This is a genomic window from Allobosea sp. P2_A10 (assembly GCF_056405115.1).
On record NZ_JBFUCS010000003.1, the window covers coordinates 263,521 to 283,492 of the forward strand.

Annotated in this window: 18 protein-coding genes; 9 read left to right on the top strand and 9 right to left on the bottom strand. The window is 66.7% G+C overall.

Annotated features, from left to right (window positions below; translation table 11 throughout):
• Window positions 1-29 precede the first annotated feature (29 nt).
• The 3 genes from hisD to murA form a co-directional block, all read right to left on the bottom strand.
• Complete coding sequence (gene hisD / locus AC1DZY_RS07185) at window positions 30-1,322, bottom strand: histidinol dehydrogenase (protein ID WP_476819399.1); 1,293 nt, start codon at window positions 1,320-1,322, stop codon at window positions 30-32.
• Window positions 1,323-1,524: 202 nt separating this feature from the next.
• A complete protein-coding gene (locus AC1DZY_RS07190; protein ID WP_476819400.1) occupies window positions 1,525-1,989 on the bottom strand; it encodes a DUF2948 family protein in 465 nt (154 codons plus the stop codon).
• 49 nt (window positions 1,990-2,038) lie between these two features.
• The gene (gene murA, locus AC1DZY_RS07195) at window positions 2,039-3,328 is read right to left on the bottom strand and encodes a UDP-N-acetylglucosamine 1-carboxyvinyltransferase (protein ID WP_476819401.1); all 1,290 of its coding nucleotides are present in this window, start codon (window positions 3,326-3,328) and stop codon (window positions 2,039-2,041) included.
• A 675-nt stretch (window positions 3,329-4,003) separates the two neighbouring features.
• Between murA and AC1DZY_RS07200 the strand changes: the two genes are divergently transcribed.
• From AC1DZY_RS07200 to AC1DZY_RS07220, 5 genes are all read left to right on the top strand, one after another.
• Entirely contained in the window at window positions 4,004-4,966 is a 963-nt protein-coding gene (locus tag AC1DZY_RS07200) for an enoyl-CoA hydratase-related protein (protein ID WP_476819402.1), read from the top strand.
• Window positions 4,967-5,114: 148 nt separating this feature from the next.
• The gene (locus AC1DZY_RS07205) at window positions 5,115-7,442 is read left to right on the top strand and encodes a putative bifunctional diguanylate cyclase/phosphodiesterase (RefSeq protein WP_476819403.1); all 2,328 of its coding nucleotides are present in this window, start codon (window positions 5,115-5,117) and stop codon (window positions 7,440-7,442) included.
• 110 nt (window positions 7,443-7,552) lie between these two features.
• Window positions 7,553-8,353 carry a TVP38/TMEM64 family protein gene (locus AC1DZY_RS07210; protein ID WP_476819404.1) on the top strand — a complete coding sequence of 267 codons (801 nt, stop codon included), beginning with the start codon at window positions 7,553-7,555 and terminating at the stop codon, window positions 8,351-8,353.
• Window positions 8,350-9,819, top strand: a complete 1,470-nt coding sequence (locus AC1DZY_RS07215) for a dihydrolipoyl dehydrogenase family protein (RefSeq protein WP_476819405.1) — start codon at window positions 8,350-8,352, stop codon at window positions 9,817-9,819. Before AC1DZY_RS07210 ends, AC1DZY_RS07215 begins: the two co-directional genes overlap by 4 nt.
• Window positions 9,820-9,831: 12 nt before the next feature.
• The gene (locus tag AC1DZY_RS07220) at window positions 9,832-11,289 is read left to right on the top strand and encodes a sensor histidine kinase (protein ID WP_476819406.1); all 1,458 of its coding nucleotides are present in this window, start codon (window positions 9,832-9,834) and stop codon (window positions 11,287-11,289) included.
• 6 nt (window positions 11,290-11,295) lie between these two features.
• Here the strand turns inward: AC1DZY_RS07220 and AC1DZY_RS07225 are convergent, their stop codons facing one another.
• Window positions 11,296-11,925, bottom strand: a complete 630-nt coding sequence (locus AC1DZY_RS07225; protein ID WP_476819407.1) for a S24 family peptidase — start codon at window positions 11,923-11,925, stop codon at window positions 11,296-11,298.
• 286 nt (window positions 11,926-12,211) lie between these two features.
• On the opposite strand from AC1DZY_RS07225, the gene AC1DZY_RS07230 reads away from it, so the two are divergent.
• Both AC1DZY_RS07230 and AC1DZY_RS07235 read left to right on the top strand, forming a co-directional pair.
• Window positions 12,212-12,556, top strand: a complete 345-nt coding sequence (locus AC1DZY_RS07230) for a DUF952 domain-containing protein (protein WP_476819408.1) — start codon at window positions 12,212-12,214, stop codon at window positions 12,554-12,556.
• Window positions 12,553-13,644: a quinone-dependent dihydroorotate dehydrogenase gene (locus tag AC1DZY_RS07235; RefSeq protein ID WP_476819409.1), complete on the top strand. Its 1,092-nt coding sequence runs from the start codon at window positions 12,553-12,555 to the stop codon at window positions 13,642-13,644. Before AC1DZY_RS07230 ends, AC1DZY_RS07235 begins: the two co-directional genes overlap by 4 nt.
• Here AC1DZY_RS07235 and AC1DZY_RS07240 read toward each other — a convergent pair whose 3' ends face one another.
• The 4 genes from AC1DZY_RS07240 to AC1DZY_RS07255 all read right to left on the bottom strand — a co-directional run bounded on the left by AC1DZY_RS07240 (window position 13,645) and on the right by AC1DZY_RS07255 (window position 16,979).
• Window positions 13,645-13,914 (bottom strand): DUF6460 domain-containing protein, encoded by a 270-nt coding sequence (locus tag AC1DZY_RS07240; RefSeq protein ID WP_476819410.1) that lies wholly within the window; start codon window positions 13,912-13,914, stop codon window positions 13,645-13,647.
• A 69-nt stretch (window positions 13,915-13,983) separates the two neighbouring features.
• Window positions 13,984-14,664 carry a response regulator gene (locus AC1DZY_RS07245; RefSeq protein WP_476819411.1) on the bottom strand — a complete coding sequence of 227 codons (681 nt, stop codon included), beginning with the start codon at window positions 14,662-14,664 and terminating at the stop codon, window positions 13,984-13,986.
• 190 nt (window positions 14,665-14,854) lie between these two features.
• Window positions 14,855-15,160 carry a hypothetical protein gene (locus tag AC1DZY_RS07250; RefSeq protein WP_476819412.1) on the bottom strand — a complete coding sequence of 102 codons (306 nt, stop codon included), beginning with the start codon at window positions 15,158-15,160 and terminating at the stop codon, window positions 14,855-14,857.
• A 184-nt stretch (window positions 15,161-15,344) separates the two neighbouring features.
• Complete coding sequence (locus AC1DZY_RS07255) at window positions 15,345-16,979, bottom strand: cisplatin damage response ATP-dependent DNA ligase (RefSeq protein WP_476819413.1); 1,635 nt, start codon at window positions 16,977-16,979, stop codon at window positions 15,345-15,347.
• Window positions 16,980-17,101: 122 nt separating this feature from the next.
• On the opposite strand from AC1DZY_RS07255, the gene AC1DZY_RS07260 reads away from it, so the two are divergent.
• Window positions 17,102-17,869 carry an SGNH/GDSL hydrolase family protein gene (locus AC1DZY_RS07260; RefSeq protein ID WP_476819414.1) on the top strand — a complete coding sequence of 256 codons (768 nt, stop codon included), beginning with the start codon at window positions 17,102-17,104 and terminating at the stop codon, window positions 17,867-17,869.
• 7 nt (window positions 17,870-17,876) lie between these two features.
• On the opposite strand, the gene AC1DZY_RS07265 is transcribed toward AC1DZY_RS07260, so the two are convergent.
• Window positions 17,877-18,971: a ligase-associated DNA damage response exonuclease gene (locus AC1DZY_RS07265; protein ID WP_476819415.1), complete on the bottom strand. Its 1,095-nt coding sequence runs from the start codon at window positions 18,969-18,971 to the stop codon at window positions 17,877-17,879.
• A gap of 23 nt (window positions 18,972-18,994) precedes the next feature.
• On the opposite strand from AC1DZY_RS07265, the gene AC1DZY_RS07270 reads away from it, so the two are divergent.
• Window positions 18,995-19,954 (top strand): class I SAM-dependent DNA methyltransferase, encoded by a 960-nt coding sequence (locus AC1DZY_RS07270; protein WP_476819416.1) that lies wholly within the window; start codon window positions 18,995-18,997, stop codon window positions 19,952-19,954.
• The last annotated feature ends 18 nt before the right edge of the window (window positions 19,955-19,972 follow it).

Consider the following 19,972-nt stretch of genomic DNA (forward strand, 5'->3'; position numbering starts at 1 on the left):
AACCGGTTCCCACCTTTTCGCGCAAGGCTCTAAAGATTCAGCCTGATCGTCACGGAACGGCCATGCGCCTGCAAGCCCTCGGCTTCGGCAAGGCGCGTCGCGGCCGGCGCAAGCGCGCGCAAGGAATCCGGCCCGCATTTCAGCAGTGAGGTCCGTTTCATGAAGTCGACGACGCCCAGCCCCGATGAGAACCGGGCCGAGCGCGCTGTCGGCAGGACATGGTTGGGCCCGCCGACATAGTCGCCGATCGCTTCGGGGGTGTGACCGCCCAGGAAGATCGCGCCGGCATTGCGGATTTTCGCGGAAAGGCGCTCGGGGTCGGAGGTCATGATCTCGAGATGCTCGGGCGCCAGCCGGTCGACCAGCGGAATCGCGGCGTCGAGATCTCCCACCAGCAGGATCGCACCGAAATCGGCCCAGCTCCTGCCGGCGATCTCCGCCCGCGGCAGCGTCTTCAGCTGCGCCAGAACCGCCTTTTCAACCTCTTCCGCGAGGCCGGCATCGTCCGTCATCAGGATCGACTGGGCGGAGACGTCATGCTCGGCCTGCGCCAGCAGGTCGGCGGCGATCCAGTCCGGATTTGCCGTACGGTCGGCGATGACCAGCACCTCGGAGGGACCGGCGATCATGTCGATGCCGACCTGGCCGAAGACGCGGCGCTTGGCGGCTGCAACCCAGGCATTGCCGGGGCCGACGATCTTGGCGACGGGGGCGATCGTCGTCGTGCCGTAGGCCAGCGCCGCAACGGCTTGCGCCCCGCCGATGCGATAGACCTCGTCGACACCGGCGAGGCGGGCCGCCGCCAGCACCAGCGGATTGGTTTCGCCACGCGGCGTCGGCGCGACCATGACCACGCGTGGCACGCCCGCGACCTTGGCCGGCACGGCGTTCATCAGCACGGAGGACGGATAGCTCGCCGTGCCGCCGGGAACATAGAGCCCGACGGCCTCGATCGCGCTCCAGCGCCAGCCGCTCTCGACGCCGAGCGCGTCGGAGAACCAGGCATCCTGCGGCTTCTGGCGGCGATGATAGGCCTCGATGCGGGCGCGCGCCGTCTCCAGCGCTGCGAGCAATTCCGCCGAACAGGCGGCAATGGCGGCATCGATCTCGGCCTCGCCGACGCGCAACGTGTCCGGCGTCAGGTCAAGCCCGTCGAAGCGGCTGGTGCACGCGATGACGGCCGCGTCGCCGCGCTCGCGGACATCGGCGATGATGTCGGCGGCGACGCGATCGACCTCTTCGGAAACCTCGCGCTTGGCCCCGAGCAGATCACGAAAATCCTGCTCGAAGCGTGCATCCCTGTCGTCGAGCCTGATCGGCATCGCAAATGACCTCAAGAACCGGAACTGGAAACGTCGTGTCGAAACGCGTCGTCATTCCGGGCGTAGCGCAGCGGAGACCCGGAATCCATCATAGGGAGCCGTCGTGCTCGATGATGGATTCTGGATCGGCGCGGCTTTGCCGCTTGTCCGGAATGACGTGGTGTTTCCGATCGTAGACATGCTGGAAGGAACGTTGCGGAAATCAGGCGCTGTCGGGGTGATCGGGCGTCGCGATCGCTTCCCAGACCGGGCCGAGATCTTTCATCTGGGCCTCGATGCATTCGACGTCCAGCCGGATCGCGGCGCCATCCGAGAAATGCAGGATGACATCGCCGGCGGGGCCGTCACGCTCCTCGAAGGTGATCGCCAGCAGGTTCAGGATCGCGCCGGGGAGGCTTGCATCGACTTTCGTGCTCTTGGCGGAGATGACGCGCTCGAAATGCAGCGCCGCCAGCCGGCGGCGGCGCTCGCCTGTTTGCGCGCCCTGCCAGTCGAAGCGGCGGGCGGCAAGCGCAAAGCGCTTCTCGGCAGGCAGCCAGGCGATGTCGCCGACCTTGAGGACGGCGTCCTGCAGATGGGCGGACAGGATCGCGAGATCGTCCGCGTCGAGCGCGATCAGCTTCAGCGGGTCGGCGGCGTCGTTGGACTTGCTGGCGGGGTTGGACATGCTGGCGTCTTGGGACATGGCCGAGTTCTGGCGAGGCCCGCCGCCAACGTCAACTGCTGATGCGCTCCACCGCCGCGCCGCAGCGCGTCAGCTTGGCTTCCAGCGCCTCGAAGCCCCGGTCGAGATGGTAGACGCGGTTGATCGTGGTATCGCCTTCGGCCGCCAGACCGCCGATGACGAGCGAAACCGAGGCCCGCAGATCGGTCGCCATCACCGGCGCGCCGGTGAGCTTGGCGACGCCGTCGACATGGGCGACATCGCCGTCGAGCCTGATCTTCGCGCCAAGGCGGGCCAGTTCCTGCACATGCATGAAGCGGTTCTCGAAGATGGTCTCGCGAATGCGCGAGGTGCCCTTCGCCCGCGTCATCAGCGCCATGAACTGCGCCTGCAGATCGGTCGGGAAGCCGGGGAAGGGATCGGTGTCGATATCGACAGCGTCGAGCCCATGGCCATTGCGGCGCACGCGAATGCCCTCATTGGTGGTGGTGATGTCGACGCCGGCCCTGACCAGCACATCGAGCGCCGATTGCAGCAGATCGGGACGCGCACCCTCCAGCAGCACGTCGCCGCCGGTCATCGCGACGGCCATGGCGTAGGTCCCGGCCTCGATCCTGTCAGGAAGCACGGCATGATGCGCGCCGCCAAGGCGGGCGACGCCGGTGACGACGATGCGCGAGGTGCCCGCGCCCTCGATCTTCGCCCCCATCTTGATCAGGCAGGCGGCGAGATCGGTGACTTCGGGCTCGCGCGCGGCGTTCTCGATCACAGTCGTGCCCTGCGCGAGCACGGCCGCCATCAGCGCGGTGTGGGTGCCGCCGACAGTGACCTTCGGGAAGACGATCTCCGCCCCCTTCAGACCCTTGGGCGCACGCGCAATCGCATAGCCGTTCTCGATGGTGATCTGCGCGCCGAGCTTCTCCAGCGCCATCAGCAGGAGATCGACCGGCCGGGTGCCGATGGCGCAGCCGCCCGGCAGCGAGACCTTGGCCTCGCCCATGCGCGCCAGGATCGGCGCGATGACCCAGAAGCTCGCCCGCATCGTCGAGACCAGTTCGTAAGGCGCGCAGGTGTCGACGATCTGGCGCGCGGTCAGCGCGATGGTCTGGCCGTGCTCGGCCGACTGGCCGATGCGCTTGCCGGCCACCGTGCGGTCGACACCCTGATTGGAGAGGATGCGCGACAGCGCCGTCACGTCGGAGAGACGCGGCACATTGACCAGCGTCAGCGTCTCGTCGGTCAGCAGGCTCGCGATCATCAGCGGCAGGGCCGCGTTCTTGGCGCCCGAGATCGGAATCGTGCCATTCAGGCGCTGGCCGCCGGTGATGCGGATCTTGTCCATCGTAATGTCCTGCAGGGCCGCGGGCGGCAGGCGAGCCGGGCGGCGGGATCGAAAACGGATCAGGTCCGGGAGGCGTCGGCCTGGATGGGTGGAGCCGGTTCCTGCGCTGGCGCCTCGTCCGTCCGGCGAGCGCGGGCCTGCGCCTTGCGGCGTTTCAGGTTTTCGCGAAGGGCGGCCGCGAGGCGGGCCCTCTTCTCGTCATCAGCGGATGGTCGGCGATTCACGGCATCAACTCGGCTTGAACGGTTCAACGCTGGGAACACGGCGAATTCGCGGCGAATGGTTAGCCGCCGCCGCTCCTTTGGACAAGCGACCGGACGGAATTGTCCCGCGCCGGGACAGCCCGGAGTCTCGCGACGAACACTGTCGCGAGCGCGCCACGGCCAACGCGAAGGAAATGGGCTGCCGGTGGCGGCCTGCGGAGAATTTTTTCGCGCGCCGAAGGAGCGGAACCGCGTTTTCGACATTTTCGACGACCGCCTCCCCTTGCGAGCACATGATTTGCCTGACCGCCTCGCCAACGCGCCCGCCCGTTGCGGGAATCCGATCCGACGTTGACGTTACGTGATAAAGCTTAATGAAATTAACCATTTCCATGGGATTTCGTTTACAGTTCCTTAACTTCACCTACCCTGATCCAGCGTTCTTGATGCAAGGCAAACGGGGATCAGCGGCATGTTCCAGTCTCTCGCTTCGGTCACTGAATTTCCGGTCGAGACGGTGCAGGAACGCTGCGAGGTGGTCGACGCGATCCGGCACGAGGCTGGCTTCCTGCCGGAGGTGAAGCTGGCCTACGAGCCCGAGATCAGGACGCTCTGGGTGACGATCAGGCCCGAACTGAAGCCGGTCTTCACGATCCAGCTCCTCGACAGCCTCGGCAAGATCCAGCGCGCGATCATGGCGCTATGGGGCGCACCCGAGCAGTATCACCGCGCGCCGGTGCGTTTCCTGGCGTTTCGCGGCACCGGCCCGTTTTTCACGCTGGGCGGCGACCTCGACTTCTATCTCGACTGTCTCGCCAAGAACGACCGCGCCGCCCTGGCGGAATATGCAAGGCTCTCGATCGAGGGTGCGGTCGCCAATGCGAGCGGGCTGAACGGCCTCGTGGTGACGCTCTCGACGATCCACGCCAAGGCGATCGGCGGCGGGATCGATGCGCCGCGATCCTGCAACATCATGATCGCCGAGGAGCAGGCTTCCTTCGTCTACCCGGAGATCAAGTTCAACCACTTCCCGATCACGGCTGTGGCGATCCTGTCGCGCCGGATGGGGCCACGCGCCGCCGAGCAGATGCTGCTCTCGGGCGAGGAACTCGATGCAAAGGCCTTCATGGCGGCTGGCGGGCTCGAAGCCGTCGTTCCCAAGGGGACCGGCGAGGACTGGATCCGCAGATACGCAGCCGACTCCCTTCCGGTCCACGCAGCCAAGACGGCGCTGTTTTCGGCTTTCAACCGCCTCGCCGGCGACCTGAGGGAAGAGCTCGAGCATCTCGGCGAGATCTGGACGAACTGCATGCTCAGGCTCAATCCGAGTGCGATCTCGAAGCTGCAACGCATCGCACAGACGCAGGACAGGATGCTGGCCCGGGTTTATCAGCGCCCCACGATCGTTCCCCCGGCGCTTGCCGTGGGTCAGTGAAAGCGGATTTCGTGGCGTCCCGCGCCGGCTGAAATCCCGAATTGCCCACACCAAACGTTTACCTGTGCGCCTTAAACCATTCAGACGGCGAGAAGCGTAGCGTCAGACAACATCTGCTCCGCCTGTGGCCGTGAAGAGGCGGGAGTGGATGGCAAGGCCCCTCGGGCGATCCCTGACAGACGGCAAGGCTGATCCGGGCGAGGGCTTCGACCTCCCCGGTTATCGCCTGCTGGTCAGCTCGCTGTTCTCCTCGCCGGCCTCGATCGTGCCCGGCGGCATCGCCGGGATCCTGACGCCCTATCTCTGCTGGGTCTCGACCGGACTGCCGCTGTTCATGCAGTTGACGGGCGTGGTGACGCTGATCGTGGCGCTGCGGCTGATGACCGTCGTCACCTATCGCCGGCGCGAGCACTCCGAAGACAGCTTCGAGACGACGCGGCGCTGGGACCGGGAGTATTTTCTGGGCGCGACCGTGTTCAGCGTGGTGCTCGGCTACAGTTGCTATGCCGCGCTGGTCCAGACCGACGACGCGGCAGCCCATGTTACCTCGGTCGCGTCAACGATCGCACTGGCGTCGGGCTATGTCTCGCGCAATGCGGGACGGCCGAAATTCGTCGCCGTCCAGTTGCTCGCCTTCTGCATCCCGATGGCGCTTGGCCTGATCCAGGCGAATAATGTCTACTACGACTACATCGGCTATTTTGCCTTCCTCTACGTCGCCGCCAACATCGCGATCACCAATTCGCTGCATCGCAACCTGCTGGCGCTGGGCGATGCGACCAGGCAGTCCAAGGAACTGGCCTCGGCGCTGCACTCGCAGAACCTGACGCTGGACGCCGCGCTCAACACCATGATCCACGGTCTGGCGATGTTCGACAGCGACCTCAAGCTCGCGGTCAGCAACGCGCCCTATCGCGCGCTTTACGGAATCCCCGAGACGCTCGCCTTGCCGGGCACGCCGCTGACTGCGATCGCGCGCTTCCTGATCGAACGGCAGGTGATCGGCGCCGAACAGGTGCGCGACGTCCGCGCCGCGCTTGTCACGGTTCAGGACAGCCAGGCCGCGCTGACCCGCGAAATCCAGACACGGGCCGGCCGCGTGCTCGTCATCACCATCGCGCCTGCGGCCGAGGGCGGCGTGCTGATGCTGACCGAGGACGCCACCGACCGAAAGGCGACCGAGGCGCGCATCGAACAGATGGCCCGCTTCGACGAACTGACCGGGCTTGCCAACCGCTTCGAGCTTAACACCCATCTCGCTCAGGCCTTCGGCCGTCTGGAACGCACCGGCGAAACCTTCGCCCTGCTCTATGTCGATCTCGACGGCTTCAAGCAGGTCAACGACAATCTCGGCCATGATGTCGGCGACCGCGTGCTGACCGAGACGGCCAACCGGCTGCGCGGCGCGATCCGCGGCGGCGACCTGCTGGCGCGTTTCGGCGGCGACGAGTTCCTACTGATCCTGCCCTCGGCCGACCACAGCGTCGTGACCGGCATCGCCCAGCGCATGATCGACGCGATGGGCAAGCCGTTCCAGATCGACGCCAAGAGCATCTATGTCACGGCCAGCATCGGCATCGCGATGGCGCCCGAAGACGGCGCGACCCCGTCGGACCTGCTGCGGCATGCCGATACCGCGCTCTACAAGGCCAAGGCCGCCGGGCGCAACACGCTGACCTTCTTCAATCCGGCCATGGCCGAGGAGATGCTCGACCGGCACGAGATCGAGGTCGACCTGCGCGCGGCCTGCGATAACGGTTCTCTGGAACTCTATTACCAGCCGATCATCGACCTGAAGACGCAAGGCATCGTGACGCGCGAGGCGCTGATGCGCTGGCGGCACCCGACACGCGGTATGATCCCGCCCGGCGTCTTCATCCCGATCGCCGAGCAGTCGGGCCTGATCGCGGCGATGGGCGACTGGGCGATCCGGCAGGCCTGCAGGGACTGCGTGCTCTGGGACGACGAGACCGGCGTCTCCGTCAACATCTCCCCGCTGCAGTTCCGCGAACCGCGCCGCATCGTCGAAACTGTAAAGGACGCCCTGATCGCCTCGCATCTGGGCTCGCACCGGCTGACGCTGGAGGTGACGGAGTCGCTGCTGATCGAGGACAACAAGGTCACCTTGTCCGTCATCAACGAGCTCAGGGGCCTCGGCGTCAAGTTCGCGCTCGACGATTTCGGCACCGGCTATTCCTCGCTGGCCTATCTCTCGACCTATCCCTTCGCGCAGGTGAAGATCGACCAGAGCTTCAGCCGTAGCGTCCACACCAACGAGGCCTCCAAGGCCATCATCGAGGCGGTCTGCCAGTTGGCGCGCCGGCTTTCCATGACAGTGGTGGTCGAAGGCATCGAGACCGAACAGCAGCGCGTCGCCGTGCAGCTGCTGGGCGCGCAGCGGGCCCAGGGCTATCTCTTCGGCCGGCCCGAGCCGATGGCGCAATTCTGCGCTGGCAAGGATCGCAACGTCGCCTAAGCGCGCTTGCCGGAGCACGCCACGTCACGAGATGGTGACGTGGCGATGCCATCGCGCGCATCTTCGCCTAAGAGCAGCCGACTGCCATGAGCGGAGGATGGGCGCGAGCTATGACGAAGCCCACGATATCCGCCCAGCCGGCCACGCCTGCCTGGAAGCGCTATCTGCCGCTCGCGCTGCTCGCGCTCGCGATGATCGCGGCTTACAGCGCGGGCCTGCATCGCTATCTCCGGCTCGACGCAATCCTGCAGCAGCGCGAGAGCCTGAAGCAAATGGTCGAGGGCAACCTTGTCCTGGCGCTGCTGGGCTTTGCCGCCGTCTACGCCGCCAGCGTGGCGCTGTCCTTTCCCGGAGCAGCGCTCCTGACGCTGCTGGGCGGGTTTCTCTTCGGCGGCATTCTCGGCGGGACCGTCACCATCGTCGCCGCCACGGTCGGCGCCATCGCGGTGTTCCTCGTCGCACGCTCGGCCTTTGGCGAGGCGCTCCAGCGCAAGGCCGGGCCGGCGCTCGGCAAGATTCTCGACGGCTTCAAGAACGACGCCGCCTCCTATCTCCTGTTCCTGCGGCTGGTGCCGGCGTTTCCGTTCTGGCTGGTCAATCTGGCGGCGGCGCTCGGCGATGTGAAACTGCCGGTCTTCGCCTGGACGACGCTGGTCGGCATCATCCCCGGCACCTTCGCCTTTTCGGTCGCCGGCGCCGGGCTCGATTCGGTCATTGCCGCGCATCAAGCGGCGCGCTCCGCCTGCCAGGCGGCCGGGAGCGCCGGATGCGACAAGGGGCTTGATCTGAAGGCGCTCGTGACGCCGGAACTTCTGGCGGCTTTCGCGCTTCTGGGCTGCGTGGCCTTGATTCCGGTGATCTGGCGCGCCATCAGCAAGCGCAGGCGAGCAGGTCAGGGAGGCAAGGCGTGAGCGAAACCAGTGCGGCGACCGCCAGACCCGCGCCGCTGACGCCGGATATCTGCGTGATCGGGGCGGGCTCGGCCGGACTTTCGGTTGCGGCGGCGGCCGCGATGTTCGGCGTGGCCGTGGTTCTGATCGAACGCGACAGGATGGGCGGCGATTGCCTCAATGTCGGCTGCGTCCCGTCGAAGGCGCTGATCGCGGCGGGTGCGCGTGCAAAGGCTGTGCGCGAAGCCGGACGCTTCGGCATTTCGGCCGGCGAGCCGCAGGTGAACTACGCTGAAGTCCACGACCATGTGCAGCGCGTCATCGCCGCGATCGCACCCAATGATTCGGCCGAACGGTTCGGGGCGCTCGGCGTCAACGTGATCAAGGGCGAGGCGCGCTTCGTCAGCCGCAGCACGGTCATGGTCGGCGAGCAGGCGATCAAGGCGCGCCGTTTCGTCATCGCCACGGGATCGCGGCCCGCGGCCCCGCCGATCCCCGGGCTCGACGCGATGTCGTACCTCACCAATGAGAGCGTGTTCTCGCTGACGAAACGGCCCGATCGCCTGCTGGTGCTCGGCGGCGGTCCGATCGGCGTCGAACTGGCGCAGGCAATGGCCCGACTGGGCAGCGCGGTCACGCTCGTCGAGGCGCAGACGCTGCTGTCACGCGACGATCCCGAGGCCGTAACGATCGTGCGCCGGGCGCTGCTGCGCGACGGGGCGACGTTGCAAGAGCAGGCGAGAGTGCTGCGCGCCGACCCGATCCGGGGCGGTATCAGGCTGGTGCTGGCGGGGCCGGAAGGCGGCGCGGAGACCGTGCTGGAAGGCACGCACCTTCTGGTCGCGGCAGGCCGCGCGCCCAATATCAAGGCGCTCGACCTCGAACTCGCCGGCGTCACCAGCGACGCTAAAGGCGTGATCGTCGACAAGGGCCTGCGCACCACCAACCGGCGCATCTTCGCGATCGGCGACTGCGCCAGCGGCAAGGCCGGCGGCCTGCAATTCACCCATGTCGCGAACTACCACGCCGGCCTGGTGCTGCGCAGCGCGCTGTTCCGGCTGCCGGTCCGGTCGGACATGTCCGCCATTCCGCGCGTGACCTATTGCCAGCCGGAACTCGCCAGCGTCGGGCTGAGCGAGGCTCAGGCGCGGGCCGACAACGTCAAGGTCACCATCCTGCGCTGGCCCTATGCCGAGAACGACCGCGCCCAGGCGGAGCACGAGACCGATGGTTTCGTAAAACTCGTCACCGACAGGAAGGGGCGCATCCTCGGCGTCACCATCGTCGGCGCGCAGGCTGGCGATCTGATCGTGCCCTGGTGCATGGCCGTGCAGAAGCGCATGGCGGTGAAGGACATGGCTGGGCTCGTCTTCCCCTATCCGACCTTCTCGGAGGTTTCCAAGCGCGCGGCAGTGTCGTTCTACGCGCCGCTGGCGGCCAAGCCTGGCATCCGGCGGCTGATCGGCTTTTTGCGGCGCTTCGGCTAGACTGACGATCCGATGCTCCAGCAAGACCCCGATATCCGAAAACTTTCCGTCAGCGTTCCGCGCGGCCTGACCCGGCTTGGCCTCTCGGCCAAGCTGCTACTGCTGACCGTGCTGTTCGTGATGCTGGCGGAAATCCTGATCTATTTTCCGTCAGTCGCGAATTTTCGGCGCAACTGGCTGAACGACAGGCTCGCGGCGGCGCAGGTCGCCGTGCTGGTGTTGGAGGGCGCGCCCGAGGAAGGTCTGCCCGAGGGCAGCGAAAACCGCCTGCTGATGGGCGTCGGCGCACGCGCGATCGCCGCCCGCGTCGGCGGAGCGCGACGCCTGCTCAGCCTCGATTCGATGCCGCTCGAAGTCGCCCGAACGGTCGATATGCGCGACTCGAACTGGATGAGCGCGATCGTGGATGCGGTCGTGGTGCTGGTGAACCCGCCCCACGACATGCCGATCCGCGTCATCGGTCAGGCCATGGGCGTCGCCGATTTCGTCGAGCTCGTGATCGACGAGGCGCCGCTGCGCCGGGCGATGCTGACCTTCTCGGTCAATATCCTCCTGCTCTCGCTGCTGATCTCGGGATTGACGGCGGTTCTGGTCTATCTGGCGCTGAACTGGATGATCGTCGGGCCGATCCGCCAGCTCGCCGCGAATGTCATGGAGTTCGAGATCGATCCGGAGAATCCGCGCCGGATCATCGAACCCTCGCAACGCGCCGACGAGATCGGCGAGGCCGAGCGCGCTTTGGCGCGCATGCAGGGGACGCTCGCAGACGAGCTGCGGACCAAGAAGCACCTCGCCGAACTCGGGCTCGCGGTCAGCAAGATCAACCACGATCTGCGCAACATGCTGGCAGCGGCGCAGCTGATGTCCGACAGGCTGGTCGACACGCGCGACGCCAAGATCAAGCGCTTCGCGCCGCGCCTGATCGCGACGCTCGGCCGCGCCATCGATTTCTGCCAGGCGACGCTGGCCTATGGCCGCGCGGCCGAGGCGACGCCGCTGCTACGCGAGGTAGGCTTACGCCAGCTCGTGGCGGAACAGGCCGAAATGCTGGGCCTGCCCGACAACAAGATCGTGGGCTTCAGCAACGAGGTTCCAGCCGACCTGCTCGCTTCCTGCGACCCCGACCAGATGGCGCGCGTCCTGCTCAACCTGATGCGCAACTCCGTCCAGGCGCTGACGCAAGCTGGCGCGGAAGGCGGCGGCATGCCGATGCTGGTCGTCAAGGCGCAGCGTTTCGACGGCGAAATCGCGCTGCGCGTGAGCGACAACGGCCCCGGCGTGCCCGCGCAGGCGCGGGCGAACCTGTTCCAGGCCTTTCGCGGCTCGGTCACTCCCGGCGGAACCGGGCTGGGCCTTGCCATCGCCGCCGAACTGGTGCGCCTGCATGGCGGGATGATCGAGCTCGAAGCCTCGACCATGGGCGCGGTGTTCAAGGTGACCCTGCCGACCCGCAAGCAGGCGGCGAACTGAACGACCCTACTGGCTCGCCCAGATCACCCTTGCCATGAAGGCGATCTCGCCGAGGTTCAGCACGCGCTCGGGATGCTCGGGGTTGAGCGAGGCGAGTTCGATGGTCCTTGCGGTCTGGCGCTTGAGCTGCTTGGCCAGCACCTCGCCCTCGACCGTCTTGACCACGACACGATCGCCGCGCCGGACGGTGGCCGTCGGCGAGACGATGATGGTGTCGCCATCGCGATAGAGCGGCAACATCGAATCGCCGGCGATCTCCAGCGCATAGGCCTTCTCGTCGCCGACGCCGGGAAAGGCCACTTCCTCCCAGCCGGTTCCGACCGGGAAACCGCCATCGTCGAAAAAACCGCCAGAGCCTGCCTGCGCGAAGCCGATCAGCGGAATCGTGCGCGAGGGCGCAGGTCCGCGCCGCATCACCACGGCCATGAATTCGTCGAGCGAGGCTCCCGTCGCCTGCAGAATCTTGGCGATCGATTCGGTCGAGGGCCAGCGTTCCCGGCCATCGGGAGCGATGCGCTTGGAGCGATTGAAGGTGGTCGCGTCGAGCCCGGCCTTGCGGGCGAGCCCCGAGGCCGTGAAGCCGTAACGTTGGGCAAGCGCGTCTATCGCGTTCCAGATCTGGTCATGGGAGAGCACCGCGGAGGCCTCGTTCCTGATGTTGCCGTTAGGCCGGGGATAAAATAGGAAATATCCCCTATCATATGAGACTTCAATCTGTTTCTTGACGAAATGCGGACAAAATTTGCCCACACCTCCTGCCATCGGCCAGATCGCAGGCGATGCATGGCTGAAGCGAAAACCCGTTCCCACTTTTTCGCGCCATGCGGGTCAAATGTAGAGCATGGCTGAAGCGAAAAACCGGTTCCCACTTTTTCGCGCCATGCTCTATGTCGTGGCCTGCGTCGATCCGCCGAGACCTGTCATGCCGCTCATCTACAAGATCTGCCCGGAGACGCTCTGGCGCGAGGCCGAAACGCTCGGACGCTTCGAGGGGGCCCCGGTCGACCTCGCCGATGGCTATATCCATTTCTCGACGGGCGGGCAGGTGCGCGAGACGGCGGCGCGACACTTTGCCGGCCAGCATGGCCTGCTGCTGATCGCCATCGACGATGCAAAGCTCGGCCGCGCCCTGCGTCATGAGCCCTCGCGCGGCGGCGCGCTGTTTCCCCATCTTTACGCCACGCTCGATCCGAAGGCCGCGCGCTGGATCGCGCCGCTGGCGCTCGGTCCCGCAGGCAAGCATGTCATTCCGGAGGATGTCGCGTGATCGGCGCCCTGTTCAGCCTCGCCCGCCCGCTGATCCACCGGCTCGACGCCGAGGCCGCCCATCGCATGGCGGTCGTCGCGCTCGCCGCGGCGCCAATTCCAAGGCCTGCCGCCGACGATCCGGTTCTCGCCACCGAGGCGTTCGGACTCTCGTTTGCCAATCCGGTCGGGCTTGCCGCCGGCTTCGACAAACATGCCGAGGCGGTCGATGGGGCGCTGGGGCTGGGCTTCGGTTTCGTCGAGGTCGGCGGCGTGACGCCGCTGCCGCAGCCGGGCAATCCGCGTCCGCGCGTGTTCCGGCTGGTCGAGGACGAGGCGGTGATCAACCGCTACGGCCTCAACAGCGACGGCATGGAGGCGGTTGCGCAGAGGCTTGCAGTGCGGCGCCAACGCGGCGGGCTCGTCGGCGTCAATCTCGGCGCCAACAAGGAATCGGCCGATCGCGCTGACGACTACGCCGTGCTGACGCGACGGCTCGCCTCGGTCTCCGACTTCCTGACGATCAACGTATCCTCGCCCAATACGCCGGGCCTGCGCGACCTCCAGGCCGAATCGGCGCTCGACGATCTGGTGGCGCGGGCGCTGGCGGCGCGCGACGAGGCTGCGGCCGAAAGCGGCCGGCGCACCCCGATGCTGCTCAAGATCGCGCCCGACCTGACGCTGCCCGAACTCGACGGCATGGTCTCGGTCGCCCGCAAGCGCGGCATCGACGGCATGATCGTCTCCAACACCACGATCGCTCGGCTGGCCACGTTGAAGAACGCGGCAAAGATCGAGACCGGCGGGCTTTCCGGGCGGCCGCTATTTGCGCCCTCGACACGCCTGTTGGCCGAGACCTATCTGCGCGTCGAGCGGCAATTCCCGCTGATCGGCGTCGGCGGCGTCGATTCGGCGGCGACGGCCTTCGCCAAGATCCGGGCCGGCGCCGGTCTCGTGCAGTTCTACTCCGCCATGGTCTTCCACGGGCCGGAACTGGCGAAGACGATCAAGGCAGGGCTCGTGCAGGAAGCGCGCAAGGCCGGCGTCGCCAGGCTGAGCGCGCTCGTCGGCCGCGACGCCATCGCGATTGCACGCGGCGACGCTCTCTGACTAGCGCCGCGACGCCAGCAACCGCGAGAGCAGCCAGAGCGGCACCACGATCAGCGCCCCTGCGATGACCCACTGGCCGACCTCGCGGACCGCGCCGAAGCCGAGATCGCCGAGCGAACGGACGAAGCGCACCGCCGCGTCGTAAAGCGCCCATGGCGACAGGCCCAGAAACGCCATCGCCGCGCCGACGAGCAGCGAGATGAAGATCAGCCGGACCAGAACGCCGAGCAGGTTGCCGCCGAGAAATCGTTCGATCGCGCCATTGGCCATGTTGGATAACCCCCGAATTGCACCCGATCAGGCCACGCGGCGCTTGAACGGGGACTGAACAGCCAGAATTCAGACCGTCGCGGACGCGCCCGTCGTCGCCCAGGCCGTGCCGGCGATTTTGGAGGACGCGATCACCGCCTGCGTCCGGCTGTCGACATTGAGTTTGGTCAGGATGGCCGAGACATGGGCCTTCACCGTCGCCTCGGAGACGCCCAGTTCGTAGGCGATCTGCTTGTTGAGCAATCCCTCCGACAGCATCATCAGCACGCGCACCTGCTGCGGCGTCAGCGATGACAGGCGGCGCACCATGTCGGCGACCTCCTCGTCGACCGGCGAGGTCAGATCGACGCCCGGCGGGGTCCAGACAGCCCCTTCGAGCACGGCGCGGATCGCCTCGCCCATCTGCGCGACCTCGGCGGTCTTGGGCAGGAAGCCGAGCGCACCGAACTCGATGCAGCGGCGAATCACCGCCGGATCGTCATTGGCCGAGACGACGATGACTGGAACCTCGGGATGGTCGGCGCGCAGGAAGAGCAGGCCGGAAAAGCCCTGGACGCCCGGCATGGTCAGGTCGAGCAGCACGAGATCGGCGTCGGCGCCCTGCGCCAGCGCCTCGGTCAACGCCTCGAGCGAGCCGACCTCGCTGACATCGGCGCCAGCCAGCGCATGCGACACCGCCTGCCGCAGCGCACCGCGAAACAAAGGGTGGTCATCCGCGATCACGATCCGCGTCGAAGGCTGCCGTGTCATCACCGCATATCCCCATTCGTCTGCCCGCCTGGCCATACTGCCCCAGGCGTGGCCACGATCTCAAGCACTCCCGCCCTGACGCTCGCGCAAGGCCGTTGCAACGCAGGCTCTGGACCAGATTTCCCGATGTTGCAATGCAACAAGAGTCGACCGACCCCGACAGTGGTCCGATCATCATGTCGGATGGAGATCACCGGCGCGGAGCGATCAGCGCGGGTCCAGCCCGGAAGACGAGCCAGAGCAGCGGCACGAGGCTGCCGAGACCCAGCGTCAGCACGATCAGCAGCAGCGCCAGACGCCGGGACGATTCGAAGCGCCAGATCAGGAAGCCGGAGACGAGAAAGGCGCTGTAGAGGTCGATCAGCGTCACCACGCCCCAGGGATCGTTGCCGATCTTGGCGAAGCTCGCGCCGAGCGACGCCGTGGCCGAAGCCCAGATGATCGCCGCGCCGAGCACGAGCGCGGCGGCAAGGAAGACGAGGCGGAGCGGGGTCATGATGGGCTGTCCTCATTGGGTGATCGTGCTCGGAAACACGCCGTCATCCTGGGCGAAGCGATGCTTCGTCCCGGGATCCATCATCGGGCACGACAGCGCCTTATGATGGATCCCGGAGCTGCGCCGCTTCGCGGCTTGTCCAGGATCACGGCGTGTTTCCGAATCCAACAGCAATACGCTGCCATCAACCCGCCGCAGGCAGGAGCTGTTCCAAAGCCTCGATGCGGTCGGCCTCGGCGGGCGGCTTGTCCCAGCGGATACGGTTGATCCGGGGGAAACGCATGGCGAGGCCGGATTTGTGCCGGGTCGAGCGCTGCAAGCCCTCGAAGGCGACCTCGAAGACGAGCCCACTCTCGACCGTATGCGTCACCTCGCGCACCGGGCCGAAGCGGTTGAGCGTGTTCTTGCGGACATAACGGTCGATCTCGATCAGTTCCTCGTCGGTGAAGCCGAAATAGGCCTTTCCGACCGGCACGAGTTCGTCGCCGCTCTCGCCCTGCCGCCAGACGCCGAAGGTGTAGTCGGAATAGAACGACGAGCGCTTGCCGTGGCCGCGCTGGGCATACATCAGCACGCAGTCGATCAGCCTCGCCTCGCGCTTCCATTTCCACCAGTGCCCCTTGAGCCGGCCCGGCAGATAGGGCGAGGCGAGGCGCTTGATCATGCAGCCCTCGACCGCCTCGGCATCCGCGCCGGCCCCGGCTCCTTCCGGATCGGCGCGCGCGGCGGCGAGGTCTTCCCAGCTCGAAAACGGAATCGGCGGCGAGAGATCGACGATAGGGCTCGCCAGCTTTCCGACGAAAGCCTCCAGCCGCTTGCGACGCTCGCCCAACGGCAGGTCTCGAATGTCCTCCTCGCCATCGACCAGGAGATCATAGGCGCGGATATGGGCTGGATATTCGACCAGCATCTTCGCCGTGACGCTCTTGCGGTTGAGGCGCTGCTGCAAGGTGTTGAAACTCTGGACCGCATCGTCGCGGCGGACCAGCAATTCGCCGTCGAGCGCGCCATCCTGCGTCAGCGCCTCGACGATGTCGGGGAACGAGGCGGCGATGTCCTCGCCGGTGCGCGAGAACAGCCTTGTGACGCGCTCGCCGTTTGCTCGCGTGCCGCTGACGGCCTGAACGCGGATGCCGTCCCATTTCCATTCGGCCTGAAATTGCGCCGGGTCGAGCTTGTCGAAATCGCCATCCTCGACCGGGTGCGACAGCATGACCGGCCGAAACGGCGCGGGGTCCGTCGCTTCGGGGCGGGCACCGCGCCCCTCCAGCCACGCGAACAGGCTCTCATAGGGCGGCTCGAGCCCATGCCAGACCTGCTCGATCTCGTCGGCCGGCACGCCACCGAGGCTCGCCGCCGCCGTCTTGGCGAGGCGGGCCGAGACGCCGATGCGCAAACTGCCCGTGATCAGCTTGAGCAGCGCCCAGCGCCCGGTCTCGTCGAGCGCGTCGAGCCAGCCCGAGACAATGCGCGGCAACTCGGTCTTGCCGGCATTGCGCAGGCCGGCGACGACATCGGGCAGATGCGGCACGGCATTGGCGCCGTGCTTTACCGGCCACATCAGGGCGACCGTCTCCGAGAGATCGCCGACATAGTCGTAGGACAGCGCAAACAGCACGGGGTCGGTACGCTCGGCGATCAGCGCGCGGATCAGCCCGGCCTTGGCATTGGGAAACACCAGCCCGCCGGTCATCGCCGCCAACGCCAGACCTCGATCGGGATCGGGCGTGGTGCGCAGATAATCGGCGATCAGCGCGAGCTTTGCGTTGCGGCGCGGCTCATAGGCCAGACGATCGAGCAACCATGCGAAACGATTCATGGCGCGTCATCGCCTCGCTGCACGGGTTGGTCAGATTTTCTCGCTATGCTGCACTGCATCGTTCAGTTGCCGTTCATGAAGAAAACCTTAATCGGCAAGGGGTATCCAGGAGGATGATCTCGATGCGCGCTGCCTTGCGGTTCACGGCCCTGAATCTCGTAGCAGCACTGGCATTTTCGGGAATCGCACACGCTGCGTCGTTCTCCTGCCGCGAAACGCCGATCGTTCAGTCCAACGCCACGCTGGCCGGCCTCGCAGCCCCCGTCGCGCAGGGGCGTCCACTGACGATCCTCGCCATCGGCTCCTCCTCGACCGAAGGCATCGGCGCCAGCACCAGGGACAAGACCTATCCGGCCCGCCTGCAGGCCCTGCTCGGCAAATCCTGGGCGAAATCGAAGATCGAGATCGTCAATGCCGGCATCGGCGGCGAGGTTGCGCCGCAGACGCTGGTGCGCCTGAAGCAGGCCCTGAGCGAGCGTCGCTACGACCTCGTGATCTGGCAGGTCGGCACCAACGACGCCGTCACCGGCGGAGATATCGACGCCTTCCGCGGCATGGTGGCCGATGGCATCGCCATGGTGAAGGCGGCCGGCCCGAACCTCGCCATCCTCGATCCGCAATTCTTCCCGGGCATCCGCGAGCCCGAGCGCTATCGCTCTTACGTCGAAGTGATCGCAGATGCGGGCAAGCGCGCGAGCGTGCCGGTGTTCACGCGCTACGACACGATGCGCGAATGGTATYGCGGCGACGCCGAGGCCTTCAACGCGGCCCTGTCGTCCGACGGCTTCCATATGAGCGACGCCGGCTATGACTGCCTGGCGCGCGACATGGCCGCCTCGCTCGTCGGCATGGCGCAGCCCCAGCGTGCGCTGGTCGCGCAGACGCGCTGAGACGCGTTCAGCCGGCGATCGCATCGACACCCTCTCCTTCCGGTTTGGCTTCATCTGCCGGCTCGGCCTCGCCTTCGTCGCCATAGCCGACGAGGTGCAGCGGCCTGGCTTTCAGGCCGACCGTGCCGCACCAGTGGACCAGCGCCTCTGCCTCGCCATGGGTGACCCAGATCTCGCCGGCCTCGACCTCGCGGATCGTCGCCTGGAGATCGTCCCAGTCGGCATGGTCGGAGATGATCAGCGGTAGCTCGACGCCCTTTTGCCGGGCTCGCGCCCTGACCCGCATCCAGCCCGAGGCGAAAGCGGTGACGGGGTCGGGGAATTTGCGGGCCCAGAGATCCTGGGTCGCGCTGGGCGGGCAGATCACGATCTCGCCGCCTAGGCTTTTCCGTTCAGCCGCGGCAACCTTGCGGATCTCGCCAAGTTTCGCACCTTCCGAGATGTAGAACTCCGTCAGTTTCTCCATCGCGCCATGGACATGGATCGGCTTGGCGTAGCCGGCCTCGCGGATCAGCGCCATGACGCGCTGCGCCTTGCCGAGCGAATAGGCTCCGACGATATGGGTCCGGTCCGGAAAAAGCCTGACCGATTCGAGCAGTTTCGCGACCTCGGCATGGGCCGGCGGATGGCGGAACACCGGCAGCCCGAAAGTCGCCTCGGTGATGAAGATGTCGCAGGGCACCGGCTCGAAGCCAGCGCAGGTCGGGTCGCGCTCGCGCTTGTAGTCGCCGGAGACGACGATGCGCAGGCCCCTGTGCTCGACCACGATCTGCGCCGAGCCCAGCACATGGCCGGCCGGCACGAACCGGAAATCGACCTCGCCGATCCGCGTCGTCTCGCCGGGAACCGCCTCCTGGCGCTCGACCGTAAAACCCTCGCCATAGCGCAGCGCCATGATAGCCAGCGTCTCGCGTGTCGCCAGCACGGCGCCGTGGCCGGCGCGCGCATGATCGGAATGGCCATGGGTGATCAGCGCCCGCGCCACCGGCCGGACCGGATCGATATGGATGTCGGCGGGCGGGCAATAGAGCCCGGCCGGCGTCGGGATCAGCAATTCCGATGGCCGGATCGTCGGCGGGGCGCTTTGTCTGGCCAGTGTCATTCTCCTCAGATAGACCGGCCCGCATGATCGAAAAGGGCTTTGCCACGCATTCCGCCAGTTCGGGCGATCCGACGCTGGACCGCCGCTACGCCTGGGCGGAGGCCGCGCTGAAGGATGGCGACGCGCGGACTTGCGTCGACATCCTCGACCAGACGCTGGCGCAGGCCTATTCCTTCACCGCCGCCTGGCACCTCTACGGTCTGGCGCAGGAGGCGCTCGGCCACGCCGAGGAGGCCGCAACCGCCTGGCGGCAATGCCTGACGCTCGATCCCAACGACCATTTCGGCGCGCGGCTCGACCTTGCCCGCATCGGCGCGATGGCTGCCGAGGACGCGACCTCGGAAAACTTCTCCGGGGTGCTGTTCGACGGTTATGCCGAGCGTTTCGACAGCCATCTGGTCGAGACCCTGCGCTACACCGCTCCGGCCCTTCTGAAGCAGGCGCTCGCCGGGTTCTGTCAGGAGAGTGGCCGGGCCTTGCGCTTCGAGACCGTCTTCGATCTCGGCTGCGGCACCGGGCTGATGGGCGAGGCGATCCGGGAGCAGACAGGCTTTCTGGCCGGCTGCGATCTTTCACCGCGCATGATCGAGCGGGCGCGGGGCAAGCTCCGCGAAAGCGGCGAGCCGCTCTACGACAAGCTCGCCGTCGCGGGGCTGACCAGCTTTCTCACGAGCCGGCCCGACGCCTGCGCCGATCTCGTGATCGCGGCGGATGTCTTCGTCTATCTCGGCGAGCTTCAGGCCGCCTTCGCGCAGAGTGCGCGGGTGCTGACGCGGGGCGGATTGCTGGCTTTTACCGTTCAGAGCCATGCCGGCGCGGGCGTGGTGGTCGGGGCGGATCGGCGTTTCGCCCATGCCGAAGGCTGGCTGCGAGACAGGCTGACGGCAGCAGGGCTGAGCCCCGTTCTCGTCGAACCGGCGAGCACGCGACAGGATCGCGGCGCGGCCGTTCCGGGCCTGATCGTGATGGCCGAGCGGCGCTGACAACAATGCTGCTCAGTG

Excerpts from the sequence above, each read along its gene's own strand:
- hisD (WP_476819399.1), bottom strand. The coding sequence starts at position 1,322 with ATGCCGATCAGGCTCGACGACAGGGATGCACGCTTCGAGCAGGATTTT.
- AC1DZY_RS07190 (WP_476819400.1), bottom strand. The coding sequence starts at position 1,989 with ATGTCCAACCCCGCCAGCAAGTCCAACGACGCCGCCGACCCGCTGAAG.
- murA (WP_476819401.1), bottom strand. The coding sequence starts at position 3,328 with ATGGACAAGATCCGCATCACCGGCGGCCAGCGCCTGAATGGCACGATT.
- AC1DZY_RS07200 (WP_476819402.1), top strand. The coding sequence starts at position 4,004 with ATGTTCCAGTCTCTCGCTTCGGTCACTGAATTTCCGGTCGAGACGGTG.
- AC1DZY_RS07205 (WP_476819403.1), top strand. The coding sequence starts at position 5,115 with ATGGCAAGGCCCCTCGGGCGATCCCTGACAGACGGCAAGGCTGATCCG.
- AC1DZY_RS07210 (WP_476819404.1), top strand. The coding sequence starts at position 7,553 with ATGACGAAGCCCACGATATCCGCCCAGCCGGCCACGCCTGCCTGGAAG.
- AC1DZY_RS07220 (WP_476819406.1), top strand. The coding sequence starts at position 9,832 with ATGCTCCAGCAAGACCCCGATATCCGAAAACTTTCCGTCAGCGTTCCG.
- AC1DZY_RS07230 (WP_476819408.1), top strand. The coding sequence starts at position 12,212 with ATGCCGCTCATCTACAAGATCTGCCCGGAGACGCTCTGGCGCGAGGCC.
- AC1DZY_RS07240 (WP_476819410.1), bottom strand. The coding sequence starts at position 13,914 with ATGGCCAATGGCGCGATCGAACGATTTCTCGGCGGCAACCTGCTCGGC.
- AC1DZY_RS07245 (WP_476819411.1), bottom strand. The coding sequence starts at position 14,664 with ATGACACGGCAGCCTTCGACGCGGATCGTGATCGCGGATGACCACCCT.
- AC1DZY_RS07250 (WP_476819412.1), bottom strand. The coding sequence starts at position 15,160 with ATGACCCCGCTCCGCCTCGTCTTCCTTGCCGCCGCGCTCGTGCTCGGC.
- AC1DZY_RS07255 (WP_476819413.1), bottom strand. The coding sequence starts at position 16,979 with ATGAATCGTTTCGCATGGTTGCTCGATCGTCTGGCCTATGAGCCGCGC.
- AC1DZY_RS07265 (WP_476819415.1), bottom strand. The coding sequence starts at position 18,971 with ATGACACTGGCCAGACAAAGCGCCCCGCCGACGATCCGGCCATCGGAA.
- AC1DZY_RS07270 (WP_476819416.1), top strand. The coding sequence starts at position 18,995 with ATGATCGAAAAGGGCTTTGCCACGCATTCCGCCAGTTCGGGCGATCCG.